The organism is Streptomyces sp. NPDC090032 (assembly GCF_044748025.1).
Taxonomy (GTDB): Bacteria; Actinomycetota; Actinomycetes; order Streptomycetales; family Streptomycetaceae; genus Streptomyces.
Window position 1 is genome coordinate 64,835 of record NZ_JBIVFF010000016.1, and the last position, 16,997, is coordinate 81,831.

At 70.1% G+C, this 16,997-nt stretch carries 15 protein-coding genes; 8 read left to right on the top strand and 7 right to left on the bottom strand.

The annotated features are described in order from the left end of the window. Window positions 1-2 precede the first annotated feature (2 nt). The 3 genes from ACIPWY_RS33520 to ACIPWY_RS33530 all read right to left on the bottom strand — a co-directional run bounded on the left by ACIPWY_RS33520 (window position 3) and on the right by ACIPWY_RS33530 (window position 3,552). Complete coding sequence (locus tag ACIPWY_RS33520) at window positions 3-1,439, bottom strand: CitMHS family transporter (protein ID WP_401536293.1); 1,437 nt, start codon at window positions 1,437-1,439, stop codon at window positions 3-5. Window positions 1,440-1,674: 235 nt separating this feature from the next. Beyond that, window positions 1,675-2,835 (bottom strand): RNA-guided endonuclease InsQ/TnpB family protein, encoded by a 1,161-nt coding sequence (locus tag ACIPWY_RS33525; protein WP_401536295.1) that lies wholly within the window; start codon window positions 2,833-2,835, stop codon window positions 1,675-1,677. A gap of 99 nt (window positions 2,836-2,934) precedes the next feature. Further along, complete coding sequence (locus ACIPWY_RS33530; RefSeq protein ID WP_393704852.1) at window positions 2,935-3,552, bottom strand: TetR family transcriptional regulator; 618 nt, start codon at window positions 3,550-3,552, stop codon at window positions 2,935-2,937. 205 nt (window positions 3,553-3,757) lie between these two features. Here ACIPWY_RS33530 and hmgA point away from each other — a divergent pair, with 205 nt between their 5' ends. The 3 genes from hmgA to ACIPWY_RS33545 all read left to right on the top strand — a co-directional run bounded on the left by hmgA (window position 3,758) and on the right by ACIPWY_RS33545 (window position 7,123). Beyond that, a complete protein-coding gene (gene hmgA / locus ACIPWY_RS33535; protein WP_362908768.1) occupies window positions 3,758-5,074 on the top strand; it encodes a homogentisate 1,2-dioxygenase in 1,317 nt (438 codons plus the stop codon). A gap of 66 nt (window positions 5,075-5,140) precedes the next feature. After that, window positions 5,141-5,890, top strand: coding sequence for a GntR family transcriptional regulator (locus ACIPWY_RS33540; RefSeq protein WP_393704788.1), 750 nt, complete (start codon window positions 5,141-5,143; stop codon window positions 5,888-5,890). A 12-nt stretch (window positions 5,891-5,902) separates the two neighbouring features. Further along, window positions 5,903-7,123: a type ISP restriction/modification enzyme gene (locus tag ACIPWY_RS33545; RefSeq protein WP_393704786.1), complete on the top strand. Its 1,221-nt coding sequence runs from the start codon at window positions 5,903-5,905 to the stop codon at window positions 7,121-7,123. Window positions 7,124-7,190: 67 nt separating this feature from the next. On the opposite strand, the gene ACIPWY_RS33550 is transcribed toward ACIPWY_RS33545, so the two are convergent. Beyond that, the gene (locus ACIPWY_RS33550) at window positions 7,191-7,901 is read right to left on the bottom strand and encodes a TetR/AcrR family transcriptional regulator (protein WP_362908771.1); all 711 of its coding nucleotides are present in this window, start codon (window positions 7,899-7,901) and stop codon (window positions 7,191-7,193) included. Window positions 7,902-7,964: 63 nt separating this feature from the next. Between ACIPWY_RS33550 and ACIPWY_RS33555 the strand changes: the two genes are divergently transcribed. Together ACIPWY_RS33555 and ACIPWY_RS33560 are read left to right on the top strand one after the other, a co-directional pair. Then, window positions 7,965-8,915, top strand: a complete 951-nt coding sequence (locus ACIPWY_RS33555) for an ATP-binding cassette domain-containing protein (RefSeq protein ID WP_362908772.1) — start codon at window positions 7,965-7,967, stop codon at window positions 8,913-8,915. A 46-nt stretch (window positions 8,916-8,961) separates the two neighbouring features. Then, the gene (locus ACIPWY_RS33560) at window positions 8,962-9,747 is read left to right on the top strand and encodes an ABC transporter permease (protein WP_393704783.1); all 786 of its coding nucleotides are present in this window, start codon (window positions 8,962-8,964) and stop codon (window positions 9,745-9,747) included. A gap of 17 nt (window positions 9,748-9,764) precedes the next feature. Here the strand turns inward: ACIPWY_RS33560 and ACIPWY_RS33565 are convergent, their stop codons facing one another. Next, window positions 9,765-11,492: an amidohydrolase gene (locus ACIPWY_RS33565; protein WP_393704781.1), complete on the bottom strand. Its 1,728-nt coding sequence runs from the start codon at window positions 11,490-11,492 to the stop codon at window positions 9,765-9,767. A 528-nt stretch (window positions 11,493-12,020) separates the two neighbouring features. Next, complete coding sequence (locus tag ACIPWY_RS33570) at window positions 12,021-12,293, bottom strand: hypothetical protein (protein ID WP_362908775.1); 273 nt, start codon at window positions 12,291-12,293, stop codon at window positions 12,021-12,023. A 341-nt stretch (window positions 12,294-12,634) separates the two neighbouring features. Between ACIPWY_RS33570 and ACIPWY_RS33575 the strand changes: the two genes are divergently transcribed. Then, complete coding sequence (locus ACIPWY_RS33575) at window positions 12,635-14,185, top strand: serine/threonine-protein kinase (protein WP_393704850.1); 1,551 nt, start codon at window positions 12,635-12,637, stop codon at window positions 14,183-14,185. Between the two features lie 50 nt (window positions 14,186-14,235). Here the strand turns inward: ACIPWY_RS33575 and ACIPWY_RS33580 are convergent, their stop codons facing one another. Continuing rightward, the gene (locus ACIPWY_RS33580) at window positions 14,236-15,045 is read right to left on the bottom strand and encodes an SGNH/GDSL hydrolase family protein (protein ID WP_393704778.1); all 810 of its coding nucleotides are present in this window, start codon (window positions 15,043-15,045) and stop codon (window positions 14,236-14,238) included. A gap of 474 nt (window positions 15,046-15,519) precedes the next feature. Between ACIPWY_RS33580 and ACIPWY_RS33585 the strand changes: the two genes are divergently transcribed. Both ACIPWY_RS33585 and ACIPWY_RS33590 read left to right on the top strand, forming a co-directional pair. Then, window positions 15,520-15,858, top strand: coding sequence for a hypothetical protein (locus tag ACIPWY_RS33585; protein WP_362908778.1), 339 nt, complete (start codon window positions 15,520-15,522; stop codon window positions 15,856-15,858). Window positions 15,859-15,922: 64 nt separating this feature from the next. Continuing rightward, a complete protein-coding gene (locus ACIPWY_RS33590; protein WP_393704848.1) occupies window positions 15,923-16,954 on the top strand; it encodes a GNAT family N-acetyltransferase in 1,032 nt (343 codons plus the stop codon). Window positions 16,955-16,997 lie beyond the last annotated feature (43 nt).

Sequence of the window (16,997 nt, forward strand, 5' to 3'; positions counted from 1 at the left end):
GGTCAGAGGATCCCGAAGAGGAATCCGGCGCCGAGCATCACCAGCGCGGTGAGCGCGGCCCATTTGACCGTGAATTTCGTGTGGTCGCCGAACTCGACCTTGGCCATGCCCACGAGGACGAAGACGGCGGGGACGAGCGGGCTCGACATGTGCAGCGGCTGGCCGATGAGGGAGGCGCGGGCGACCTCCAGGGTGGAGACGCCGTGCGCGTTACCGGCCTCGGCGAGGACGGGCAGGATGCCGAAGTAGAAGCCGTCGTTCGACATGAAGTACGTGAACGGGATGGACAGGACGCCGGTGACGAGGGCCATGTGCGGGCCCATCCAGTCGGGGATGCCGCCGACGACCCACTTGGCCATGTGGTCGACCATGCCGGTGCCCTGGAGGACGCCGGTGAAGACGGCGGCGGCGAAGACCATCCCGGAGACGTTCAGGACGTTCTCGGCGTGGGCGGCGATACGGGCCCTCTGGTCGGGCATGTGCGGGAAGTTCACCGTGAGGGCGAGCGCGGCGCCGAGGATGAACAGGACCGGGATCGGCAGCCACTCCATGATCATCGCGGTGAGCAGCGTGACCGTCATGAGCGCATTGAACCAGTAGAGCTTGGGACGCAGGGTGGCGCGGTGCGGGTCGAGGGCCGCGAAGGTCTCGCCGTCCTCGTTCTCGTACGAGGGCGCGGCGGAGCCGCCGGAGGCCTTCTTGCCAGAACCAGAACCGGAGCCGGAACCGGAACCCGTACCACCGGAAGCACCGGCACCGGCGCCGACGAGCACCTTCTCGTCGGAGGTCTCGGTGACGGTCTCGGTGGCCTCGTCGAGGGAGAGGTAGCCGAGGCGCTTGCGCTCGCGGCGGCCCAGCACGTAGGCGAGGGCGAAGACGAAGAGCAGGCCGACGGCGAGCGCCGGGATCATCGGCACGAAGATGTCGCTGGCGTCGAGCTTCAGCGCGGTCGCGGCGCGGGCGGTGGGGCCGCCCCAGGGCAGCGTGTTCATGACGCCGTTGGCGGTCGCGGCGACACCCGTCATCACGATCAGGCTCATCTTGAGGCGCTTGTACAGCGGGTACATCGCCGAGACGGTGATCATGAAGGTGGTGGAGCCGTCACCGTCGAGGGAGACGATCGCCGCGAGGACGGCGGTGCCGACGACGATGCGGACCGGGTCGGCCTTGGCGAAGCGCAGGATGCCCCGCACGATCGGGTCGAAGAGTCCGACGTCGATCATCAGACCGAAGTAGACGATCGCGAACATCAGCATCGCCGCGGTGGGCGCGAGGTCACCGATTCCAGCGACGACGTAGTCGCCGAGCTTGGCTCCCTTGCCCACGAAGACGCAGAACAGAGCCGGGATGAGCACGAGCGCCGCGATCGGCGACACCTTCTTCATCATGATCAGCACCAGGAAGGTGGCAATCATGCCGAAGCCGAGGATCGTCAGCATGAGGTTCCTATCGTTCGCCGTCGAACTTTCGCCTGTGATGGCGGTCAGCGAGACGCTAGGGCTCACCACATCGCGTTAACAAGATGTTGACGTGCGAGCAATAAGCGCAAAACTCCAGGTCACGGGATCGAGGATGTGGCCGACCTAACGTTCGCCCGTCACTGCCCGGGAAACTCGTCCCGGACTTGCTACTCGCGTCGTCGATGGCTTCGACGGGGCCCGGCTGCGTCCAGCCCTACGCGATGAGCGCGAGGGCAGGGGCCTGTGACTCGGCCCCGCGAACCCATGCCCACCAACCGCGTGCGGCGATGTTCTGGGACGCATTCAGGTCGGCATGCTCAACGAGGCCGCAGACCCGGCAGGCGAACTCGGCCCGGGAAGGCCGGTTGCGCCGGTCGATGTGATGGCACTGGGAGCACTCCTGGCTGGTGTAGGTCGGATCGACGTACACCACAGGAACACCGGCCCGTTTTGCCTTGTAGACGATGGACTGACTGAGCTGACGGAAGGACCAGGAGTGCAGTCTGGCGCGTTGGGGCTTCCTTAGCCGTACCCGTTCACGAATGCCCGTGAGGTCTTCCAGGGCGATACCGCGTCCGGTGCGTTGGGCCTCCGCCACAATGCACTTGCTGATCTTGTGGTTGATGTCGCGAGCACGTCGGGATTCCTTGCCCGCATGCTTCTTCGCCCGCCGTTTCGCGGACTTGGTGTTCTTCTGCTGGAGCTTGGAGCGCAACTTTCCGTCGCGCTCACGGGTGCGGTTGATGCGGCGGCCGCCGTGCCGGACACCGGTAGAAACGGTCGCGATGTTGACGACGCCGAGATCCACCCCGAGGAACCCGTCCGGTGCGCCATTCGGTTCCGCCTCAGGGACCTCACACGTGGCCACCAGATACCAGCTGCCGCGCCGGTGGAGCAGATCGGACTCGCCTTTGCGATGGGCAGCCAGGAACGCAAGGTGATCGGGAGCGCCCGTGAAGCCAATGTTCTTCAGTCGCCCACGGGTGGTCCAGATCGAGACCGTCCTCTTGTCCGTCTGCCAGGACAAGCAGCGATCGTCGAACGGCTGCGCCGCTCCGGGCCGGAAGACGACCGGCTTGCCGACAGCGGCCTCGGTGCTGCGCTTGCTCGCTCGCCCGGCGTTCAGCTTCGCCCCCAGCGCGGTGTAGGCATCGGCCACCTTGCGCACCACGTGCAGCGCGGGCTGCGCTGACAGACCCCGCGCCTTCAACTCCGTGTACGCCGAAGCCTGCAGGGCCGCGCGTGACGTGACGCCCGCGGAATGTGCCTGCCGGGAGAGCCAGTTCGCTGCCTCGTTACAGGTCTGCAGGGTCTCCTCGAGCGCCGACGCCTGCACAGACGTTGGCAGCAGTTTCACCCGCACGACCAGCTTCACAGGCGTGACGTTATCCGTACGCGCACCACCTGGTATTCGAACATGCAAAGTCCACGCCAAGCCGTCGGACACCGGACGCCGCTCGTTGCCACAAGGCCCTCAGTCCAGCACCCGCCCCAGATAAGCCCGCAGCAGCTCCCGTGTCTCCGCGATGACGTTCTCGTCGCCCGCCGGGTCGAGGCGGAACGCGAGGCGGACCAGGGCGTCCGCCGATTCCACGGCGACCAGGAACGTACGGCGCAGGGCGTCGTCGGGTGGGCGGGCGAGGTGGGCGGCGAGCAGTTCGGTGAGGCGGTCGGTGAGGCGGTGGTTGGGGCCGGCGTCGGGCGCGCCGACGGGGATCTGGTTGCCGAAGTCGACGAGGGAGAAGCCGGGAGCGGTGCGCTTCATGGCGAGGTACTCGTCGAGGACGGCGTCCATCGCGCCGCGCCAGTCGGCCGTGGGGACCTCCGCGATCCGCTCGGTGATCCGCTCGGCGTAGCGCTCCAGGTTGCGCTCGGCGAGGGCGTCGACGAGGGCGCGCTTGTTGCCGAAGAAGCGGTAGACGGAGCCGATGGGCACTCCGGCGCGGATCGCCACGGCCCGGGTGCTGAGCTCGTCGTAGCCGCCTTCGTCGAGCAGCTCCGCGCAGGCGTCGAGTATCCGGCTCAGGCGTTCGGCGCTGCGCTGCTGGACGGGCGCGCGGCGCAGGGAGGCGGTGTGGGGTACGGGGTCCACGATGGTCACCCGCTCCCTGGTCCCGCGCTCACGAGCACCCCGCAGTGCGCGGCGGCGTGCGGGGCCACCCGCGTCCACGGCAGTCCCGGCGGCGTCCACGGCATGCCCCGGAGAGTAGAGGACTGTTCAGCTTCGCGGTGCGCTCTTGCGCGAGGAAAAAGGGAATCCTACGGTTGAGCATAGGAATCATGGACGAGGGAGCGACATGCGTGACGCGAGGAAGACCGCCGAGGGGCTTGCCTACCTCTCGGGCTTCGGCAACGAGCACAGCTCGGAGGCGGTGCCCGGTGCTCTGCCCCACGGACGCAATTCGCCGCAGCGCGCCCCGCTCGGTCTGTACGCCGAGCAGCTGAGCGGCACCGCGTTCACCGAGCCCCGGGCGCACAACCGGCGTTCGTGGCTGTACCGGATCCGCCCGTCGGCCGCGCACCCGGCGTTCGTGCGGACGGACAACGGCGCGCTGCGCACCGCCCCCTTCACCGAGTCGGTCCCCGACCCGAACCGGTTGCGCTGGAACCCGCTGCCCGAGCCGGCTCCCGGCACGGACTTCCTGGCGGGTCTGTGGACGCTCGGCGGGAACGGGGACGCGACCCAGCGCACCGGTATGGCCGTGCACCTCTACCACGCCAACTCCTCCATGACGGACCGGGTGTTCAGCGACGCGGACGGCGAGCTCCTGATCGTCCCCGAGCGTGGCGGCCTGCTGCTGCGCACGGAGTTCGGCCTGCTGCACGTGGAGCCCGGCCATGTCGCGGTGATCCCGCGCGGGGTCCGCTTCCGCGTCGAACTCCTCGACGCCGCGGCCCGCGGCTACGTCTGCGAGAACTACGGCTCCCCCTTCCGCCTGCCCGACCTGGGCCCGATCGGCGCCAACGGCCTGGCGAACGCCCGTGACTTCATGGTCCCCGTCGCCGCGTACGAGGACACCGAAGGGCCGGTGGAGGTGGTGAACAAGTTCTGCGGAAACCTCTGGCGCGCCACGTACGACCACTCGCCGCTCGATGTCGTCGCCTGGCACGGCAACCATGTCCCGTACGTCTACGACCTGCGCCGTTTCAATGTCATCGGGTCGGTCAGCTACGACCACCCGGATCCGTCGATCTTCACGGTCCTCACCTCGCCGAGTGACACCCCGGGGCTCGCGGGCGTGGACTTCGTCGTGTTCGCGCCGCGCTGGCTGGTCGGCGAGGACACGTTCCGGCCGCCGTACTTCCACCGGAACGTGATGAGCGAGTACATGGGCCTGATCGAGGGCGCGTACGACGCCAAGGCCGAGGGCTTCGTTCCGGGCGGTGGTTCGCTGCACAACATGATGTCTGCGCACGGTCCTGACCGTGAGACGTTCGACAGGGCGTCGGCCGCCGAGCTGAGGCCGCAGAAGGTCGATGACGGGCTCGCCTTCATGTTCGAGACCCGGTGGCCGGTGACCGCGACCGCCCAGGCGGCGCAGGCGGATCACCTCCAGCACGGCTACGACGACGTGTGGAGCGGGCTTGAGCGGCACTTCAGGACGTCGGACTGAGCCGCGGCACTGAGCCGTCGCATTGAGCCGTTGCACTGAACGCGCCCGACCGATACGGATAGCCCCGTGACCTCTTTCGCCCCGGACTCGATCGTCCTGAACCGCAAGCTGCCGCTCTGGTATCAGGTGTCGCAGTCCCTGCGCGCCTCGATACTCGGGCGCTCCCCCGACGACCCGCTGCGCCTGCCCACCGAGGAACAGCTGGCGGGGCACTACGGGGTGAGCGTCCTGACGATGCGGCAGGCGCTCAAGGAGCTGGAGGACGAGGGGCTCATCACCCGGCACCGCAGGCGCGGCACCTTCATCGAACCGGCCGCACTGCGGGGAGCGCCGGTGCGCCTGCTCGGTTCGGTCGACGCCATCGTGGCCCAGCAGTCCGGCATGACGACCGAACTGCTCGGCCACGGCCCGGTGCCGGTGCCCGGCACGCTCGCCGAGTACTTCCCGGGGGCCGAGACCGTGGCGACGTACCACCGGCTGCGCTGCGACGAGAAGACCGGTGAGCCGACGAACCACGCGCGCAACTACATCCGGGCCGAACTCGCCGACCGCGTCGATCTGGAAGACCTGGTGCGCTGGCCGATGACGAAGGTGCTGCGCGACGTCGTCGGCGTGCGCATCAGCCGGATCACCGACACCGTCGAGGCCCGGCTCGCGGACCCGGAGACGGCCCGGCTCCTCCAAGTTCCGCTGCTCAGCCCGATCCTGCACTACACGGGCATCACCTATGACGAGGACGGCCGGCCGCTGGATGTCGCCGTCATCCACTACCGCGGCGACCGGTTCTCGTTCACGGTCACTCTCGACGCGCACTGACCGCGTCGTACGATGCCGGGCGTGACGCCCGACAGCCTCGAAAGCCATGTTGACGCGCCGCTGCTCGCGGACCTCATGCCGTGGTCCGTCGCGCCCCTGCGCCTCGGCCGCGCCTGGCCGCTGGCGCCGGACCCGGCTTCTCTCAAAGCCCGTTGGTCCGCGTTCGTGAAGGCCGCAGAGGCGGAGCGCGAGGCGCTGCTCGAACCGAGCCGGGCGCGCACCCTGCGTACGGCCGTCGCCCAGCTCCCCGGCCGGCGCACCGCGACGGACGACCTGACCCATGCCGAGGGCCCCTGCCCGGAACCGGTCCGGGTGCTGCACGCCCCCTTCGACGAGCAGTGGCTGATACCGGACCACCGGCTGATCGACGCGGCCCGGCCCGAGCTGTGGCGGGTGGCCGACGAGGACCAGCTGTTCGTCGTCGAGCAGGGGTTCGTGCCCGGGGCGGGCGGCCCGGCGGTGCTCGCCTGCGCGATCCTTCCCGAGGGCCGCTCCCCCGCGGGACGCCCCGGCCGCATCCGCCCGCTGTACCGGCGTCCTGGGGGCCTTGAACCGAATGTCACGCCCGGTCTGCTCACCGAGCTCTCCGGCCGGTTCGGTCACGAGGTCGGGGCGCGGGACCTGCTCGGCTGGATCCTCGCCACGGCGCGGCCCTCCCCGCAGGGCCCGCGGGTCCCGCTCCCTGACGACGCCGGACTCTGGGCCTCGGGCACGGCCCTCGGCGAGCGGATCCTGTGGCTGCTGCGCCGCGGCGGCGAGGGCGACCGCCCCAAACTCCCCGGTGGCCGCCGCCCGTACGTGCGCGCCCCGTTCCCGGACAGCCCCACCGAACTGCTCTACGACCGCGAGGAGCAGGCCCTGCTCATCGGCGACGGCCGCATCTCCCCGGTCCCCGCCGAGTCCTGGGACTTCCAGGTGAGCGGGGTTCGGGTGATCGAGCAGTGGTTCGCCCGCAGGACCACGGCCGCCGAGCCGGGGACGCTGGCCGGGATCCGCCCCAGGACCTGGCCGCAGCCCTGGACGTCGGAGCTCCTGGAGATCGTCACGGTACTGACGCTGCTCGCCGAACTGCGCACGCGGCAGGACGAGTTGACGGCGGACCTCACCGCGTTCATCACCGCGACGGATCTGCGCGAGGCGCGCGTCCTGCCGCCGGCGCCCGCCACCCGCAGGCCGGCCTCGGTCCTCGACCACCAGGAGGAGGGCCCGGGCGGCCAGTTCGCGCTCCTTTAGGACTCAGCGCCCTGAAGACTCAGCACCCCTCCGAGGCGCTCTCGCAGGACTGAGCATCCTCCGAAGCTCAGGAGGAGACGAAGCCGTCGAGCGTGCGCCCGAGGGCCCGCTCGAAGGCCTCCTCCATGTCGACGGGCCCGGTGCTCTGGGCGAACGCGGCGGCCAGGTGCGGATACTCGCCCGTGGCGATCCGGCTCACCAGGTAGGCGGTCCGCGCGGCGTACTCCTGCTCCTCCGACCAGGGCAGGGAACGGGTCCGCTCGGCGGAGGCGATCTCGGTGGCGACGTAGAAGGTCACGACGCCGGTGAGGGACGCGACGAGTTCCATCTTGGTGGCGGCCGGCAGGTCGACCGGTTCGAGGCAGGCCATGCAGTGCTCCAGGTACCGCAGGGCGTTGGGACTGAAGCCGTAGACGGGTGACATGAGCCGGGGCATCCACGGGTGCCGGATCATCAGGGCGCGCGCCTGCCGGGCGATGTCGAGCAGGTCGGCGCGCCAGTCGCCGGTCGGCCCGGACAGGTCGTACTCGGCGCTCACCGCGTCGATCATCAGCTCGTAGAGGTCGTCCTTCCTCGGCACGTAGTTGTAGAGCGACATCGTGCCGAGGCCGACCTCCTGCGCGACCCGCCGCATCGACACGGCGTCGATCCCGTCCGCGTCCGCGACGCGCACGGCGGCGGCCGCGATGTCGCTCCTGCCGTAGGCAGGTTTCGGGCCACGTCCCGCGCGCTCGGGGCGCGCCCAGATCACTTCGGGTTCGGCCGGTCGGCCCGTCATCGGTCATCACCTCGCCCACCATCGTAGTTACGTACACCGTACGTAGTGCGCTACGGTGTCCCCATGACTTCTACGTACGCTGTACTTAGTGAAGGTCTGGAGAAGCGTTACGGTTCCGGGGACCAGGTGGTCCACGCCCTGCGGGGCCTCGATCTCGCCGTCGAGCAGGGCATGGTGTGCGGGCTGCTCGGACCGAACGGCGCGGGCAAGACGACGGCCGTCCGGGTGCTCACCACCCTGCTGCGGCCCGATGCCGGGTCCGCGCGTGTCGCGGGCCACGACGTCCTGACCGAGTCCGCGGCCGTACGCCGCCGGATCGGCGTCACCGGGCAGTACGCCTCGGTCGACGGCGACCTCACCGGGCGCGAGAACCTGCGCCTGTTCGCCCGCCTCCTGCGTCTGCCGCGGACCCGCGCCGACGAACTGCTCGACCGCTTCGGCCTCGCCGCGGCGGCCGACCGTACGGCCCGTACGTACTCCGGCGGCATGCGCCGCCGCCTCGACCTCGCGGCGAGCCTGCTCACGCGCCCTGCCGTGCTGTTCCTCGACGAGCCGACGACCGGACTCGACCCGCACAGCAGGAACGGCATCTGGGACGCGGTCCGCGAGCTGACCGGCCAGGGCACCACCGTGCTGCTCACCACGCAGTACCTGGAGGAGGCCGACCAGCTCGCCGACTCCGTGGTGCTGATCGACGGGGGCCGCGCCGCCCACCGGGGCACCCCCGCCGAACTCAAGGCACAGACCGGCAGTTACGCGGAGGTGGTGGTCGCCGAGGACGCGGCCCTGCACGCCGCCGCCGTCGTCCTCGACCAGCTCACCGGCGCCGAGCCGGCCCTCGACCCGGACCGCAGGACGGTCGGCGTCGTCACCCTCGACCAGACCCTCACCCTCCCCCGCATCGTCCGCGAACTGGACGCGTCCGGCGTCCCGATCGTGGATGCGACCCTGCGTCCGCCGACCCTCGACGAGGCGTTCCTGCGCCTCACCGGCGGACGGGAGCTCGTCGCATGACCGCACCACCGCCCACCGGCCCCAACTCCCCTGCATTGGAGACCCGATGACCACCGCGCTCCTGTACGACGGCACGGCGATGCTCGGCCGGCACCTCCAGCGGATCCGGCACGCGCCGGCGATCCTCGTGATGACGCAGACGATGCCGATCGTCTTCCTGCTCTTCTTCGGGTACGTCTTCGGCAGCGCCCTCGCGATGCCCGGCGCGGACTACCGCGCCTTCCTGGTGCCGGGCATGCTCGTCGCGACCGCGGCCAACGGGATCATGACCGGGATGTTCACCGCCGCCCAGGACTCGCACCGGGGCGTCATGGACCGCTTCCGCACGCTGCCGATGAGCCGCGCGGCCGTCCCCCTCGGGCAGGCGGCGGCCGACCTCGTGACGACGGCGGCCGGTCTCGTGCCGCTGCTCCTCGTCGGGCTCGCGATGGGCTGGCGGATCGAGGGCGGTGCGCTCGAAGCGGCGGGCGGCTTCGGCCTGTTGCTGCTGTTCCGCTTCGCCACGACGTGGGTCGGCATCCTGCTCGGACTCCTGTCGCGCAGCGAGGAGGCGGCGGGCCAGCTCGGCGGCGCGACGTTCATGCTTCCGCTGCTGTCGAACGCGTACATCCCGACGGCGGGATTCCCCGGCTGGGTGCGGGTGCTCGCCGAGTGGAACCCGATCAGCGCCGTGGCCACGGCCGTACGCGACCTGTTCGGCAACGCCCCCGTACCGGGCGGCTCCTCGTGGCCTGTGGCGCACCCGGTGGCCGGGTCGCTCGCCTGGTGCGCGGTGCTGCTCGCGGTGTGCGTGCCGCTCGCCGTCCGCCGGTACACGACCGGCGGACGCTGAGCGAACTGCGGGCCGGCCTACTTCTGCGGGGCCAGCTCGGGTCCGAGCGAGGAGAACTTCTCCTTCGAGACGACCCGCTGGGGCGGCCAGGTGATGTTCTTCGGGGGCCACTTCTGGCCGGTCTTCGCCAGGAACCACTGCGGGGGCTCGTACATGGGCGGCTCATAGCCGTCCGGCAGGGCCGTCTTCCACTGAAGGCCCTTGGTGCGCTCCGCGAACTCGTCCTTGATCGCCTTCAGCCTGGCCGGCTGGGTGAGCAGGTCGACGGCCGTCGCGGCCAGGTACTTCGCGGCGGCGACGACAGCGGCCTGACCGGGTGCCGCCGCCGCGCAGGCAGCGGTGGACCAGGTGTGCATCTTGGTGCCGATGGGGGCGAGCGCCGCGCCCATCGAGACGGTCGGCACGTTCCAGCTGATGTCGGCGACATCGGTCGAACCACCGCCCATGAACACAGGGTTGGGCGCGGTCAGCTCGCCGATCTTGTCGTGCATGCCCTGCTGGGGCAGGCCGAGCGACTCCTGGAGTTCCTTCGCGAGCCGGTGCGCGTCCGCGCCGAACTTCGGCGGTCCGATCTGCCGCATGTTCTCGTGGAGGAGCTCCGCGAACGACTTCGCCGGGAGCTGGTTCCAGCAGGCCGAGGTGACGCGGTGGCGCACCGTGGTCTGCGAGGCCTTGGCCGCCGCCTCGGAGACGGCGATCACCTTGTCGAGCAGGACCTGTACGCGGGCGGGGCTGCCCTCGCGCACGTAGTACGAGATCTCCGCTATCTCCGGGGTCACGTTCGGGATGTCGCCGCCGTTGTTGATGACCCAGTGGAGGCGGCCGGACGGGGCGAGGTTCTCCTCCCGGAGGAACTCCGACATGGTCGCCATCATCACGGCGGCGTCCAGGGCCGACTTGTTGCCCAGCGGGGTGCCACCGTGGCCCGCGACGCCGAGGAACGTGAAGGTGACGGCGGTCATCGCGGTCGTGCTGCCCCAGCCGGTCGCGTTGGCCGTCGAGGGGTGCCAGTCGAGGAACGCGTCGAGCCCCTCGTAGACGCCCTTGCTCACCGCGTACGTCTTGCCGATCAGGGTCTCCTCGGCGGTGGAGCCGAAGAACTTCACGGTGACGGGCAGCTTGTGCTTCTGGGCCGCCTGCGCGACGGCCGCGGCAGCGGCGGCGGCCGCCGTACCCAGCGCGCTGTGCCCGCAGCCGTGGCCGGGCCCGTAGCTGGGCGCGAAGGGGTCGTGGATGTACTCCCGCGGGTCGTGGTGGCCGACACCCTTGTTCTGCGAGAGGCCGGGCAGCGCGTCGTACTCGCCGCTGAACCCGAGGGCGGGGCCGCCCTTGCCGTACGTGTACGTGGCGGTGAACGCGGTGGGGAACCCGGCGGTGCCGAACTCGACGTCGAAGCCCGCCTTCTCCAGGAACGCGGCCTCGGCGAGGGAGGACTTCCACTCGCGCAGGGAGAGCTCCGCGTTCTCCCAGATCTCGGCGTTCAGGCCGGTGATGCGGGCCTCGTTGGAGGCGATCCAGCCCAGGGCCGCGGTCTTGGCGGGGCTGTCCTCGGCGAGCCCTTCGGGGGCGGTGTAGCCGGCCGGGGTGACGTCGGCGGAGGCGGCCATCGCCGGGTCGGCCTCGGCGGTCATGACGGCGCCGGTGACACCGGCCGCCCCGAGCAGCTGCATGATGCGGCGCCTGCTCAGGGCGGGGCCGCTCATGGCCGGGATGTCGTGGTCGTGCTGGTCGTGCAGGTCACACACGCGCGTACCTCCGGGGGTGAGGTTTCCGTGTACAGGCCAAACGATCAGGATCAGGCGCAACATTGGCCCCGCGACATTGCCCCGTCAACATCCGTGCATGACAAAGCTGTTACGCACCGGACATGGATGACTGCGTGTGGCGATGCCTGCGGGGGCGTCAACAGGCCCCGGAATGGCGGAAAGACGACCGTGCGGAGGGCGCGCGAGGCGGAGGAGCGGCGCGGCGGCGCAAGGTGCCGGAGAGGAGGGGCGGGGCGGCGCACCGGGAGTGGGGTGGGTGCGGCTCAATCGCCGTGTCGACGTGGCACTGACGCCCTGTTGAGGCCGTGTCAGTGCCTGCTCATTGCCGGGGCGGTCCGATGGGGAGAGCGGTGCCGGGGTGGCAGGAGATCCCTGTCCCGCGTCAGGCGAGCACACCTGGGCGACGCCGCGTGCCGTGGGGATGACGGTCGCGGAGATCGCGGCGCCGTGCCGGTACGGCATGGTCGCCTGAGCGCGGAATCGGGCTGTGCCGGTGATGACCGCCTGTCAGCGGCGGCCGCCGAACAGCGAGCGGCGCAGTCGCCGCAGTGGTGCGAAGAGCGAGACACGGCTCACTCGCGCGCCCCTGCTGCTGCGCTCGTGCGCGGCGTCACGCGAGGTGAGCTCACGCATCAGCAACGTCGCCTCCGCCGCCTCGCGCTGCGGAACGGCGGGACCGCCCAGCACCGAGAGATGGCGGTCGAGACGCGAGCTGGTCGCGCTGCTCCCGCAGGTGATCGCAGGCACACGTGGCCTGCTGCGCACTGTTATCTGTTCCATGTCACTCCCCACCCGTACGAGGGCACCCGGCCCGGGCAGGTTAACCCTATCGCCCCGCCGTGACACTCGTGTATCCCGGTCGCAGGATTCACCTCCCCTATAAGGAGGTTGACGATTACTCACCGAATTTAATTGATTCCAGGGCGAGTTGGACATGACGGGCAGGAACGGGCACGTCCGGAACGTGGGCGATCTCACGGACACTGGGCTAGCTTTGTGAAGAATCGCACCGCTACGGATGGGGGTCGCCCGTGAGCGAGAATCCGGGCAGTCGAGAGGCCGGCGAAGCGCGTGTGATCGCCGGGCGGTACCGGCTGCTGAGCCCCTTGGGCGAGGGCGGCATGGGCACCGTATGGCGCGCCCGCGACGAGGTCCTCGGCCGTGAGGTCGCCGTCAAGGAGGTCCGCGCCCCGGCCGGGCTCCCGACGGGCGAGATCGACCGGATGTACGCGCGCCTGGAACGGGAGGCCTGGGCCGCGGCCCGCATCTCGCACCGGAACGTGGTCACCGTGTACGACGTGGCGACCGAGGACGACCGCCCCTGGATCGTGATGGAACTGGTGCGCGGGCTCTCCCTCTCCGACCTCATCGACGCCGAAGGCCCGCTGCCTCCACGGCGCGCGGCGCACATCGGGGCCGAGGTGGTCTCCGCACTGCGCGCCGCGCACGAGGCGGGCGTGCTGCACCGGGACGTGAAGCCGGGCAACGTACTGATCGCGAACGACGGACGCATCGTCCTGACCGACTTCGGCATCGCGACGGTCGAGGGCAGTTCGGCGCTCACGATGACGGGCGAGATGGTCGGCTCCCCCGAATTCCTGGCTCCCGAACGGGCGTTGGGGCGCACGCCGGGGCCCGAGTCCGACCTGTGGTCGCTCGGGGTTCTGCTGTACGCGGCCGTCGAGGGGCAGTCGCCGTTCCGGCAGCAGACGCCGCTGAGCACGCTGCGGGCGGTCGTGGACGAGGAACTGCCGCCCGCCCACCGCGCCGGCCCCCTGGCCCCCGTCATCGAGGGCCTGCTGCGCAAGGACCCGGCCGAGCGGACCCCGGCGGCCGACGCCGAGCGCGATCTGAGGCAGGTGGGCGCGGGCGGCACGCCCCGCGCGGGCACGGTCCTGGCGTCCCCGGGGCCGTCGACGCCGACGCAGACGTCGTGGCAGGGGACGCCGCCTACTCCGGTTCCCACCGCGTTCCCCTCGGGACAGGAGACGACGACTTCCCCGGATCCGGCCACCACACATCCGGAGCGCCCCCGCAGGTCCGTCGCCGTCCTGCTCGCCGGCGTCGTGGCGCTGCTCCTGGCGCTCGGCGGACTCACCTACGCACTGATGAACCGCGGCGACGGGAGCGACAACTCCGCCAGTGGAAGCGGGAGTTCCGGCGGAAGCTCCTCCAGCGCGTCGCGCAGCCCTTCGGACGATGATTCGAAGGGTGGCGCAGGCGGCTCGCCGAGCGCGGACCACAGCACCGGCAAGGGTGGCGGCGGAGAGCACTCGACGCCGCCACAGCAGTCCGTGAGTGTCAGCGTCTCCGCGGTGCGCGGGAGTTACAGCGGCACCTGTCCGCCGCCGGCGGGCGAGGCACCGGCTTTCAGGGCGACGTTCACGGTGGGCCGCGTGCCCGTCGACGTCCAGTACCGCTGGGTGACGGCGAGAGGCGAGTCGAGCGACCCGGGATGGAAGAAGCTCAGCTTCACGTCCGGCGGGCCGAGGACGAGGTCGGTCGACCATGTCGAGACGGGCTACACGGACGGGGCCACGCTCCACAACCAGGTGAGTGTGGAGGTGCGTGCCCCCGTCCGTGCCACGTCGAACTCGGTGGCGTACGCGGTGACGTGCAAGACGGAGTCCCCTACGGGCGGGACTTCCCCCTCACCGTCCTCGTCTCACTGAGCCTTACTGAGTCGTGCAGCGCCTTACTGAGTCGTACCGAGCCGTGCTTGCTAGGCGGCCGCGCTGAACACAGGGAGGTAGCCGCCGGACTGGCCGGCCGCGGTGGGGTGGTAGGACTCGCTGGGGTCCAGCCAGTTGACGCTGTGCAGCCAGGCGCTGCCCGAGCAGATCTCGTGACCGGTGAAGGTCGAGGTCACGTTGCCGAACGCGAAGCCGTGGTCGGCGGCCCGCTTGGCGGTGGTGGAGTTGATGAGGTCGGCCGCGCCGTTGATCGCGGCGCGCTCGGTCTCGGTCAGGCCCGCGACGCAGGAGCCGTTGAGCTGGTAGAAGCGCGGGTAGCCGAGGACGACGACGTGGGCGGCGGAGGCCTTGGCGCTGATCGCGTCGTACACCTGGTCGAGTTTGGCGGGCAGGGTGTTCTGGACGTACGCCTTGGCCTCGTTGACGCGGGCGACGCAGGTCGACTCGGACTGCAGGACGCAGGTGGTCATGACGTCCGCGAAGCCCGCGTCGTTGCCGCCGATCGAAATGGAGACGAGGCCGGTGCCGGGGCCGAGCGGGCCCAGCTGTCCGGACAGGACATCACCCGTACGCGCACCCGAGCAGGCGGTGAAGTTGAAGGTCGAGGGTGAGTGGGTGGCCGCCCATAGTGCGGGATAGGCCTTGGTGCTGCGCTTGCAGGAGCCGCTGGAACTGTCGTAGCTGCCGGAACCCACGCCGGACGAGTACGAGTCGCCGAGGGCCACGTAGCCCGTGGCCGCGGCCTGTTCGGATGCCTGGGCCGCTGTCGCCCCGGTGAGGGCGAAGCCGGCCGCGAAGAGGATTGAGGTCACGTACGCCGTAAATCTGAAACGTCTCATGAAAACCTCCCTTAGCAGGATCTCTGCCACAACTGTGGTAGCACGCCCCACAGTTCACGGGAAGTGTCCATGTCAACCTTTTCCCGCGCACCTCACGAGAGTTCGCCCGACGTTCGATTGCAGGTACATGTCAGACTTATGACATACCCTCAATTTCCTTGCGCTACGCCCGTAGACCGCCGGATCCGAGCCAGAACAGAGCCGGATCCCGGCCGGATCCCAACCGACCCTGTGTGAACGTGAGTTCCCCCTGGGCGCACCAGGTCTCCGGGGAACGTGCGTATGACATCTGCACACTCCCTCCGCATCTTGACTGGGGCCCTGGGACTGCGCGACATTGAAGCCCGGCATCCGGCGCTTCGGGGGGCAAAGTCGCCAATGCAGACCATCGGCATCAAGCCACCGCCATCAGACAGAGCACCGTCACCTGCGCAGTGGGGACGCAGCAGGGACGTATCACCCCTGGCAGCAGGGGTGGCCGCGGCCGTCGCAGGGGTCGGCGCGGCATTGGCGCTCGCGGACATCTCGTCGCCGCTGCGCGGCCCGTTGACGCTTTTCTTCCTGATCGCGGCGCCGGGCGCCGCGATCGCATCCGCACTGCGCGGACTCGATCCCTGGGGCCGCTGGATCTGTGCCGTCGCGGGAGCGGTCGCGCTCGACCTGCTCGTGGCCGAGGCGATGCTCGCCACGCACCGCTGGTCGGTGACCGGCGGGGTCGTCACGATCGCGTCGATCAGCGTCGCCGGCCTCGTCGTTCCGATGATCCCCGCGCGGCGGCTCCTCGGCCGCGCACCGGGAAGGCGGGACTCCTGACGTGGACGTCACCCTGCACCGGCCCGGTGAGCTGACCGCCGCCGACCGGGCCGCCTGGACGGCCATGCAGTCCAAGGCGCATCTGCACGGCATGCCCGAGCTTGCGAACCCTTTCCTCTCGCCCGAGTTCACCCTCGCGATGGGCCGCTGCCGGCGCGGTGTGCGGATCGCCGTCGTGCGCGAGGACGGCGAACCCGCGGCGTTCTTCCCGTTCCAGAGATCCGTCACCGGCGTCGGCAGAGCCGTCGGCCTCGGCGTCTCCGACAGCCAGGGCCTGGTGCACAGACCCGGCTTCGAGTGGGACGCCCGTGACCTGCTGCGGGCCTGCGGGCTCTCGGTATGGGAGTTCGACCACCTGACGGGAGGCCAGGAGCCGTTCGAGGCAGAGGCCTCCGGCAGCTTCCCTTCCCCGGTCATGGACGTCGACCAGGGGTACGAGACATATCTGCGCCTGCTGCGCGAGCGGTCGCCGAAGTTCACCAGGACGACACTGGCCAAGGACCGCAAGCTGGGCCGGGACGCCGGCGAGGTGCGCTACGTGCACGACGAGCGCGACCCGCGGGCCCTGGCGACGCTGATGGAGTGGAAGTCGGCCCAGTACCGCAGGACCGGCCGCAGCGACCGCTTCGCGCACGCCTGGATCAACCGCCTTGCGCAGCAGCTCTTCCACACCTCCTCGGAGCCGTTCGCCGGGATCCTGTCGGTCCTGTACGCGGGCGGGCAGCCGGTCGCCGCACACTTCGGGCTCCGCTCGGAGCGCGTGCTCGCCTGCTGGTTCCCGGCCTACGACCCGGCGTTCGCGAAGTTCTCGCCGGGGCTGATCCTGCATCTGCGCATGGCCGAGGCGGCCGCCGCCGACGGCATCGCCTATCTGGACCTCGGCCGCGGCCAGAAGGAATACAAGGACTCCCTCAAAACACGGGAACTGACCGTGCACGAGGGTTGGGTGACGCGCCGTCATCCGGTCGCTCTCGGACATCGGGCGCGCCGCGCTCCGGTCCGGGCGCTGCGTAACACCGTGCTGTCCCGGCCCGAATTCTTCGAGCCGGCCGACAAATTCCTCAAACGGATGGGGAAAATCCGTTCGGGGAGTTGAAGACAAGAGTCAGGTAAAGGTCAAAAACAACAGAAAAGCGGGG